Origin of the sequence: Dietzia sp. SLG310A2-38A2, assembly GCF_014145095.1 — a bacterium.
Lineage (GTDB): Bacteria > Actinomycetota > Actinomycetes > Mycobacteriales > Mycobacteriaceae > Dietzia.
Window position 1 is genome coordinate 1 of the sequence record NZ_JAALDX010000028.1, and the last position, 9,531, is coordinate 9,531.

The window sequence follows — 9,531 nt, forward strand, 5'->3', positions numbered from 1 at the left end:
GCGGCCGCGGTCGGCTCAGCGCCCCGCGGTGGCCTTCTTGGCCGGCGACTTCCGGGCCGGGGCCTTCTTCGCGGCGGCCTTCTTCGGCGGCGACTTGGCCCTCCGCTCGGACAGCAGCTCCGAGGCGCGCGCGTCGGTGAGCGTCTCCACGGTGTCTCCCTTGCGCAACGACGCGTTCGACTCCCCGTCGGTCACGTAGGGCCCGAAGCGCCCGTCCTTGACCAGCATCTGCTTGCCGGAGACCTCGTCGACCCCCATCTCGCGCAGCGCCTTGGGTGCGGCGGCCTGCCGGCCCCGACGCTTGGGCTCGGAGTAGATCTTCAGAGCCTCCTCGAGCGTGATGGTGAAGACGGCGTCCTCGGTGTCCAGGGTCCGCGAGTCGGTGCCCTTCCTCAGGTAGGGCCCGTAGCGGCCGAGCTGCGCTGTGATCTCGTCGCCGCTCGTGGGGTCGACGCCCAGCACCCGCGGGAGCGAGAGCAGCTTGAGCGCCTCCTCAAGGGTGACCGTGGCCGGCTCCATCGACTGCATGAGCGACCCCGTCCGCGGCTTGGGGCCGGTGGGGTTGTCCGACTCCTTCTTGGCCTTGCGGGTCACGGCGGACTTTGCCTTCGTCGCGGCCTTCTTGGCCTCCGCCTTGGCCTCGTCGTCCTTCGCGGCCGCCATGGCGGCGTCGCGCTCGGCGTCGATCCGCTTCTTCTCCGCCTCGGCGTCGGCGAGCACCTTCTTGGCCCACTGCGCCTTCTCCGCGTCGGTCGGCTCGGGTAGTTTCTCGGTGACGTAGGGGCCGAATCGGCCGTCCTTGACCACGATCTCGTGACCGGTCTCGGGATCCACGCCCAGCGGACGCCCGTCCTGCGGGGTGGAGAAGAGCTTCTCGGCCACCTCGAGCGTGAGCTCGTCGGGGCTCATCCCCTCCGGCAGGTTGGCGCGCTGGGACTCCTGCTCGCCGCTCTCCCCTACGACCATGCGCTCGAGGTACGGGCCGTACCGCCCGACGCGGACGTGGACCGGTCGCCCCTCGGAGTCGTCGAAGACCCGGATGGAGTTGATGCTGCGGGCGTCGATGGCCTCGAGATTCACGTCGATGAGGTTCTTCAGCCCGACCGCGTGGCCCCCGTCCCCGGCCGACCCGGCGCCCTCGGGGTCACCGAAGTAGAAGCGACGCAGCCAGTCGTCGCGGTTCTCGCGCCCCTCGGCGATCTCGTCGAGCTCGTCCTCCATGAGCGAGGTGAAGTCGTAGTCCACCAGTCGACCGAAGTTCTGCTCGAGCAGACCGATCACCGCGAACGCCACCCAGCTGGGCACGAGGGCGTTGCCACGGGAATAGACGTACCCGCGGTCCTGGATGGTGCGGATGATGCTGGCGTAGGTGGACGGGCGGCCGATGCCCATCTCCTCCATGATCTTGACCAGACTGGCCTCGTTGTAGCGGGCCGGCGGGCTGGTGGTGTGGCCGTCGGCGGACAGATCCGAGCCCGTGAGCCCCTGCCCCTCGCTGAGTCGGGGCAACCGCCGCTCGGCGTCGTCCGCCATCGGCTTGTCAGACGACTCGGTGGACTCCTCCGCGGCCTCTACATACGCCTTGAGGAAACCCGGGAACGTGATGGTGCGGCCCGACGCCGCGAAGGTGGCCCTGCTGTACCCGGAGGGGTTCTCCCCCGCTGCGCCCGTGATCCTGATGCTCACCGAGGTGCCCTTGGCATCGGCCATCTGGGAGGCGACCGTGCGCTGCCAGATCAGCTCGTACAGGCGGTACTCCTCGGCGTCCAGCGCGCTGTGTAGCTGGCCGGGGGTGGCGAAGGTCTCCCCTGCGGGGCGGATGGCCTCGTGCGCCTCCTGGGAGTTCTTGACCTTGCGGGTGTACTGACGCGGGGTGGGCGAGACGTACTCGCTGCCGTACAACTCCGTGGCCTGCGCGCGCGCAGCCGACATGCCCCCCTCGGACAGGGTCGTGGAGTCGGTACGCATGTAGGTGATGTAGCCGTTCTCGTACAACCGCTGGGCGATGCGCATGGTGCGTTCGGAGGTGTAGCGCAGCTTGCGACCGGCCTCCTGTTGCAGCGTCGAGGTCATGAACGGCGCGTAGGGGCGTCGGGTGTACGGCTTGGACTCCACGGAGTCGACCACGAAGTCGGCACCGTCGAGGGCGTCCGACAACGCGCGGGCCGCGGACTCGCCGAGCACCACCGCGTCCTTGGCCGCGCCGGAGGTCTTGAGCCGGCCGTTCTGGCCGAAGTCGCGGCCCTGGGCGACGCGGGCGCCGTCCACCGCGGCGAGGCGGGCGGTGAAGCTGCGCGGCTCACCTGCGTCCCCGCCGGTGGACTGCTGCGTCGTCAGGGTGGCGGTGATGTCCCAGTAGTCGGCGGCGACGAACGCCATGCGCTCCCGCTCGCGCTCGACGATCACGCGGGTGGCCACGGACTGCACGCGGCCCGCGGAGAGCCGCGGCATGACCTTCTTCCACAGCACCGGGGAGACCTCGTAGCCGTAGAGACGGTCGAGGATCCGGCGGGTCTCCTGGGCATCGACCAGGTCGGTGTCGAGCTCGCGCGTGTTCTCGGCGGCGGCGAGGATCGCGGGCTTGGTGATCTCGTGGAACACCATGCGCTTGACCGGGACCTTGGGCTTGAGCACCTCGAGCAGGTGCCAGGCGATCGCCTCGCCCTCGCGGTCGGGGTCGGTGGCCAGGAGGAGCTGGTCCACGCCGGCCAGTTCCTTCTTGAGCTCGGCGACCTTCTTCTTCTTGTCCGCGCTCACCACGTAGATCGGCTCGAAGTTGTCCTCGGGGTTCACACCGAGCCGCGCCCACGGCTCCTTCTTGTACTTGGCCGGGATGTCGGCGGCACCCTTGGGCAGGTCACGGATGTGGCCGACCGATGCCTCGACCACGTAGTCGGACCCCAGGTAGGGCTGGATCTTGCGGGCCTTGGTGGCGGACTCGACGATCACCAGGCTCCGCTTTCCGCCCGATGCTGTCTTCTTGCTCGCCACTGAACTGCTCCCAACCTGCGCTGATCCGTCGACGACGTGTGTCACCGACCTCCGGTCCCGGATACGGTACGCGTGCCGAGACCTGTCTATGAGAATTCATACCAGGCCAGGGGCGCTCCACGAGAGTCGCGCTCCAGCGGGGAGGGGCCCCCGGACCGGCTGGCACGGGCCGCCACGCGGAGGCCTCTGGCGCGCGTCGGCGCCGGCTACCGGTACGCGATCGCACCGACACTGCACCTGCCCTCAGCCACAGCCTCCCACGGCACGGCGGGCCTGGTCGCCCGGCGCGCGGGGTCGCCGCCAGGCGTGCCCGATCACTCGCGGATGGACGTGATCTTCCGGTCGGCACGGGGGACGGGACGGGGAGCGACGACGACGAGGGGGTCAGTCACACCACGGCGGCGGCCAGCGCGTGAGGTCATCCGACGTCGTCCCCGTCGTCCCACGGGACCGGGCCGGGCGTCGGTCGGGGGGTGTCCAGGTACTGCCCTTCGGTCACCTCACCTGTGTGCAGGTAGTTCAGGACCACGTCGTCGACCGCCGGGTTGCCGGTGTCGAAGTGGCAGTGCACCGTCCCCCGGACCCGGACCAGGGTCCCACCGGTCGCCGCGGCGGTCGCCGGACCGAACATCCCCGGCGTCTGGGTGTCGTGGTCCGCCTGGAGTACCAGCGGCGCGGCGATCATGGGGTTGGCCTCGATGCGCGGCGGGACCGTCGACGGCGGGAAGGGACAGAACGCCGTCTGATGCTCCAGGTTCTTCACGTCCTCGCCTGTGCTGCCGACAGCGTCGCTGCTGCCCAGCAACACCGGGGCCAGCGGATTGCGGACCGGTGGGGCGGTCTCGTTGCACTGGAGGATCACCAGGTAGGTCTCCATGTCCGAGGTCAACTCCGGGACCTCGGCCTGCATCGCCAGCTGCTCCTCGACCTGCTCCTCCAGGCTCTGCGCCTCGGGTTCCCCCTCGAGCCACCCGTTCACCCCTGCCGAGATCAGCCAGGCGACCTCCGACCACCGCGAGGGTGTGCCCACGACCCCGTCCAGCAGTTCGAAAACCGGGAGACTGTCGTCCTCCTCGCGCTCGAACCCTCCGGTCGATGCGAGGGCGGCGTTGTCCAACCGGACCGACCCGGCGGCGAGCCCGTCCACCGAGCCCGTGCCCACTGAACCGGTGGCCAGGGAGCCCGGCACGCCGTCCCCCGGCTGCGCGGGCGGCGGCAGGAACCGGGGCGAAGTACTCCCCTCCTGGCGATCCAGGGTGCGCGCGTTGTCGTAGACCTTCAGCGGGGTGGTGCCGAGTTGATAGGTGGAGTCGTGATCGGCGATCCACTGGAGAAGGTAGTCACGGGCCTGATGCCTGGTCACCGCCTGCTGGCGGTCGATCTCGTACCACCAGAAGTCGGTGGGCCCGACCGCCGAGTCCAGGACCATCCGCTCGATCCGGTGCGGGAACAGCGTCTGGTACATCATCCCGATCGCGGTGCCGTAGGAGTACCCCAGGAACGAGATCCGTTCGAGTCCCATCGCCTCGCGGACGGCCTCGTGGTCCCGGACGAGGTTCTCGGTGGTGAAGGACGAGACGAACTCCGGATCACTGTCCATGCACCTCTTCGCCCGTGCGAGGCTGTCGGCACCGGCGTTCTCGCTGCCGGCGGTGCACTCTAGCGCTCCCGCGGCCTCCAGCCCGCGCGGTTGGACGATCACCAGATCATGGTGACGTCGGACTTCGTCGATCGCGTTGTCGTGCGCCTCGTCGAGAGCGTGGTACCAGAGCTGACGTGCATCGACGCCCGGGCCTCCGGGATTTCCGAACATCGCCCCGGTACGTTCCCCGGTGGCGGTGATCCTGCGCACCTCCACGTCGACGCGACGGCCGTTCACGACGTCGTGGTCGACCGGTACCGACACCGATGAACAGAGCACGTCAGCGCGGGGCAGACCGAACCTCTCGTCGACGTCCGAGTCGGGCGGACAGGGGGTCCAGTCGATCGTGTCGACACCAGTCATCCCGGGCCCCGGGGGCACCGAGGCCGCCGTGGACGGCAGACCGAGTACCAGAGCCGTGGCGACACCCACTACGGCTGACGTGTGTGAGAGACGAGCCATGATCACGGAGTTCTTCTTCCTGTGAGGCCGGGGCGACCGAGCGAGGGGGTATGGCGGGTGCTCGCCGCAGCCAGGGATCACCGGGGTCGTCTTGTCGTGACGATTGCCGCGGTCCAGGGTGGCAACGACATCATGACTTTCTCATCTTGGCCGGTCAGATGCCATAGAACGATCATCCTTCGCCGCAGATTGGCACGAATAGACAGACCGGTCTATGGTGAGGACGAGAGGCCACTACGCCTAACTGGAACGTGTTACCGTTTTTCAATTCCGCCGTGGCCACGGGTTGCGCCGGAACCGGCGTACCGTCGGTGGCCGTACGGGACTCACGACCAGCCCCGATCACTCAAGACGCAACGGAGGTCAGCAGCGGTGGGCAATGTGTCCAAGACCAAGCTGGACAAGGTGGTCATCCGCATCGCGGGCGACTCCGGCGACGGCATGCAGCTCGCCGGTGACCAGTTCACCTCGGAGGCCGCGGCCTTCGGTAACGACCTGGCGACCCAACCCAACTACCCGGCCGAGATCCGGGCCCCCCAGGGCACGATCCACGGGGTGTCGAGCTTCCAGATCCAGATCGCGGACTACGACATCCTCACCGCCGGGGACCGCCCCGACGTGCTGGTGGCGATGAACCCCGCCGCGCTCAAGGCCAACATCGACGACCTGCCCTCCGGCGGCATCCTCATCGTCAACTCCGACGAGTTCACCAAGCGCAACCTCACCAAGGTGGGCTACGAGTCCAACCCCCTCGGTTCCCCGGCCTTCGAGGCGTTCCAGGTGCACGAGGTGGCCATGGGCACGCTGACCATCGGCGCGGTCGAGTCCGTGGACATCGGCAAGAAGGACGCCGAGCGCTGCAAGAACATGTTCGCGCTGGGACTGCTCACCTGGATGTACGGCCGCACGGTCGACTCGATCGAGAAGTTCCTGGGCGGCAAGTTCGGCAAGAAGCCCGCCATCCTCGAGGCCAACGTCCTGGCGCTGCACGCGGGCTGGAACTACGGCGAGACCACCGAGGCCTTCGCCTCCGAGTACGAGATCATGCCGGCCCAACTGCCGCAGGGGCGCTACCGCCAGATCACCGGCAACACGGCGATGGCCTACGGCCTGGTCACCGCCGGCAAGTCCGCGGACATGCCCGTGTTCCTGGGCACCTACCCCATCACGCCCGCATCGGACATCCTGCACGAGTTGAGCAAGCTCAAGCAGTTCGACGTGACCACGTTCCAGGCGGAGGACGAGATCGCCGGCATCGGCGCCGCCCTCGGCGCCTCCTACGGCGGGGCACTGGGCGTCACCTCGACCTCCGGCCCCGGCCTCGCTCTCAAGTCCGAGGCCATCGGCCTGGCCGTAATGACCGAGTTGCCGCTGGTGATCATCGACGTCCAGCGCGGCGGCCCCTCGACCGGCCTGCCCACCAAGACCGAGCAGTCGGACCTGCTGCAGGCGCTGTTCGGGCGCAACGGTGAGTCGCCCGTCGCCGTGATCGCCCCGCAGTCGCCCTCGGACTGCTTCGAGATCGCCCGTGAGGCGGCGCGGATCGCGGTCACCTACCGCACCCCCGTCATCGTGCTGTCCGACGGCGCGATCGCCAACGGTTCCGAGCCGTGGCTGCTGCCCGACGTGTCCGACCTGCCGGCGATCGACAAGAAGCTCGCCACCGCGCCCGCGACCGGTGCCGACGGCGAGACCGAGGCCGCCGGGGATTACCTCCCCTACGCCCGCGACCCGGAGACACTGGCGCGCGACTGGGCGGTCCCGGGTGAGCCCGGACTCGAACACCGCATCGGTGGACTCGAGAAGGCCAACGGCACCGGCAACATCTCGTACACGGCGGAGAACCACGACCTCATGACCCGGACCAGGGCTCTGCGGATCGCGCTCATCGACGTGCCCGACCTCGAGGTCGACGACCCGTCCGGGGAGGCCGACGTCCTGGTGGTGGGCTGGGGATCGTCCTACGGCCCCATCGGTGAGGCGGTCCGCCGCGCCCGCGCCAACGGCCACCGCGTGGCCCGTGCGCATGTCCGCCACCTCAACCCGCTCCCGGACAACATCGGTGAGGTGCTCGCCAAGTACAACCGGGTACTCGTTCCCGAGATGAACCTGGGACAGCTGGCCATGTTGCTCAAGGCCCGTTTCCCGGCTCAGATCCAGCCCATCACCAAGGTGCACGGCATGGCGTTCTCGGCCGAGGAGCTGCAGACCGCCATCGAGGCGGAGTTCGCCGGACGGCTCACCCACACCGAGCACGACAAGTACCGTCTGGCGCTCGACGGGGTCATCACCACGACCGGCGAGCCCGCCGCGCGTAACCGGCGGATCGGCCACACCGCCACCGGCACCACCACCGCCAACCGAACCCGCTGACCCGCGAGCGAGGAGAGGATTTCCATGACCACGACCGAACCCGGACTCGTCGGCAACGCGCTGCCCCTGGACGCGTTGGCCTCCGTACCCAAGAGCGATGCGCCGCAGAAGCCCAAGGACTACACCTCCGACCAGGAGGTGCGTTGGTGCCCGGGGTGTGGCGACTACGTCATCCTGGCCACCATCCGCGCCCTGCTGCCCAAGCTCGGTCTCAAGCGCGAGAACATCACGTTCATCTCCGGAATCGGCTGCTCGAGCCGCTTCCCGTACTACCTCGAGACCTACGGCATGCACTCGATCCACGGGCGCGCCCCGGCGATCGCGACCGGGCTGGCCACCGCCCGCCCGGACCAGTCGGTGTGGGTGGTCACCGGTGACGGCGATGCCATGTCGATCGGCGGCAACCACCTCATCCACACCCTGCGCCGCAACGTCAACCTCAACATCCTGATGTTCAACAACCGGATCTACGGGCTGACCAAGGGCCAGTACTCGCCCACCTCGGAGCCGGGCAAGGTCACCAAGTCCAGCCCCATGGGGTCACTGGACTACCCGTTCAACCCGCTGTCACTGGTGCTCGGTGCCCAGGCGAGCTTCGTGGCCCGCGCCCTGGACTCGGACCGCAAGGGCCTGACCGAGGTCCTCGAGGCCGCCGCCCGCCACCGCGGCACCAGCTTCGTGGAGATCCTGCAGGACTGCCCGATCTTCAACGACGGCTCGTTCGACCTGCTTCGCAAAGAGGATGCCGGCGACCACCTCATCCCGGTGCGCCACGGCGAGAAGATCATCTTCGGCGACGACGGTCAGCACTGCGTGGTCCGCGCCGGGTTCTCGCTGAAGGTCGCGGCGACCGCCGAGGTCGACGAGGCCGACATCATCGTCCACGACGCCCACGCCGAGGACCCCTCCTACGCCCACGCGCTGGCGAACCTGTCCACCCAGGACCTCGAGTACACCGTCACCGGGATCATTCGGCAGGTGCACCGCGAGACCTACGACGACCAGGCCCGCGCCCAGGTCGCCGCCGCCAAGGAGACCGCACCGACGGACCTGCAGTCCCTGCTCAACGGCAGCAACACCTGGACCGTCGGCTAGACGGACACGCTGGCTAGACGGCCACACCGGCCGGACCGTCCCCGCGACGCGTCCCCGGGCGTCCCAGGTGCGCTCCACCACATCGGCTGTACCGTGCTCGTCGATCCGCACCGCCGTCGTCGACCGGGTCCCATACCACCGGCCGATCCGGACGAACCGCGACGACAGGCGCCACTCGTGCCAGAGCGGTACCCCTGTCCGCGGCAGGTGCCGCAGCGGCGCCTTGCGGCGATCGGCGAGCAGGTCGAGCAGAGGGCCCGACCAGTCCTGACCCGAGATCTCCTCGGTGCCCAGGAGCGACCTCACCTGCGCGACCGCGCCGACGACCTTGGGCCACGGGGTGTCCAGCGCCGCGTTGGACAGGCCGTGGACCCCGGTGCCGAGTCGCATCGGCCCCTGACCGGAGCGGTTGGACGCCCACCACATCTCGTCGAGGTCGCCGGCCAGGAGATTGACCGGCCCGTACCTGCCCAGATCGTCCACGACGTGCTGGGCGAACCCGGTCACGGGGACGGGTCCGGTGAGTGCGTCGACCGGCAGTTCACCCCGGGATGCGGTCGCCGGGAGCACCGGGCCTCCCTCCCGGACGTTGGTGACCGCCGCCAACCGAGCCCCGGAGGCCAGCGAGAGCCACGTCCCGCCGGCCGTGACGTCGCGGCCGGCGACGATACCGCCGACCCCCTCCGTACCGGCCGTCCATTCGTGCAGGGGTTCGGTGGGTCGGGCGTGGACCTCGTCCCGGTTGGCCACCAGCACCAGCGGGTACCGGGGGTGGACCCGGCGGGCGACGACGAGCATGCACATGGCATCGAACACTTCCCCACCGGATGACCGGGCGCAACACCGGGGCCCGCTGCTCCCGACTCCCGGCTCGGCCAGCTCGTTCACGCCGGTCGGTGGGGCTGGCCACTCAGCGCGGCCACACTTGCGGCGGTACCCCTGGGGGCGCCGCGCCGAGGGTCTGCGCC

The 9,531-nt window shown here is 69.3% G+C and carries 4 protein-coding genes and 1 pseudogene; 2 read left to right on the forward strand and 3 right to left on the reverse strand.

Translation table 11 applies throughout. The features are described from left to right. Positions 1-15 precede the first annotated feature (15 nt). Complete coding sequence (gene topA / locus G6027_RS01200; protein WP_346995588.1) at positions 16-2,949, reverse strand: type I DNA topoisomerase; 2,934 nt, start codon at positions 2,947-2,949, stop codon at positions 16-18. A 460-nt stretch (positions 2,950-3,409) separates the two neighbouring features. After that, the gene (locus G6027_RS01205) at positions 3,410-5,095 is read right to left on the reverse strand and encodes an alpha/beta fold hydrolase (protein ID WP_182634667.1); all 1,686 of its coding nucleotides are present in this window, start codon (positions 5,093-5,095) and stop codon (positions 3,410-3,412) included. A 372-nt stretch (positions 5,096-5,467) separates the two neighbouring features. Between G6027_RS01205 and G6027_RS01210 the strand changes: the two genes are divergently transcribed. Both G6027_RS01210 and G6027_RS01215 read left to right on the forward strand, forming a co-directional pair. Continuing rightward, entirely contained in the window at positions 5,468-7,468 is a 2,001-nt protein-coding gene (locus G6027_RS01210) for a 2-oxoacid:acceptor oxidoreductase subunit alpha (protein WP_182634669.1), read from the forward strand. Between the two features lie 24 nt (positions 7,469-7,492). Further along, positions 7,493-8,563, forward strand: coding sequence for a 2-oxoacid:ferredoxin oxidoreductase subunit beta (locus tag G6027_RS01215; protein ID WP_182634671.1), 1,071 nt, complete (start codon positions 7,493-7,495; stop codon positions 8,561-8,563). 72 nt (positions 8,564-8,635) lie between these two features. Here G6027_RS01215 and G6027_RS01220 read toward each other — a convergent pair. Then, positions 8,636-9,367 (reverse strand): annotated as a pseudogene (locus G6027_RS01220) (NRDE family protein); the annotation flags it as partial. Between the last annotated feature and the right edge of the window lie 164 nt (positions 9,368-9,531).

What these genes read in the sequence shown, in the direction of transcription:
- G6027_RS01215 (WP_182634671.1), top strand. Translation starts at nt 7,493, where the DNA reads ATGACCACGACCGAACCCGGACTCGTCGGCAACGCGCTGCCCCTGGAC.
- G6027_RS01205 (WP_182634667.1), bottom strand. Translation starts at nt 5,095, where the DNA reads ATGGCTCGTCTCTCACACACGTCAGCCGTAGTGGGTGTCGCCACGGCT.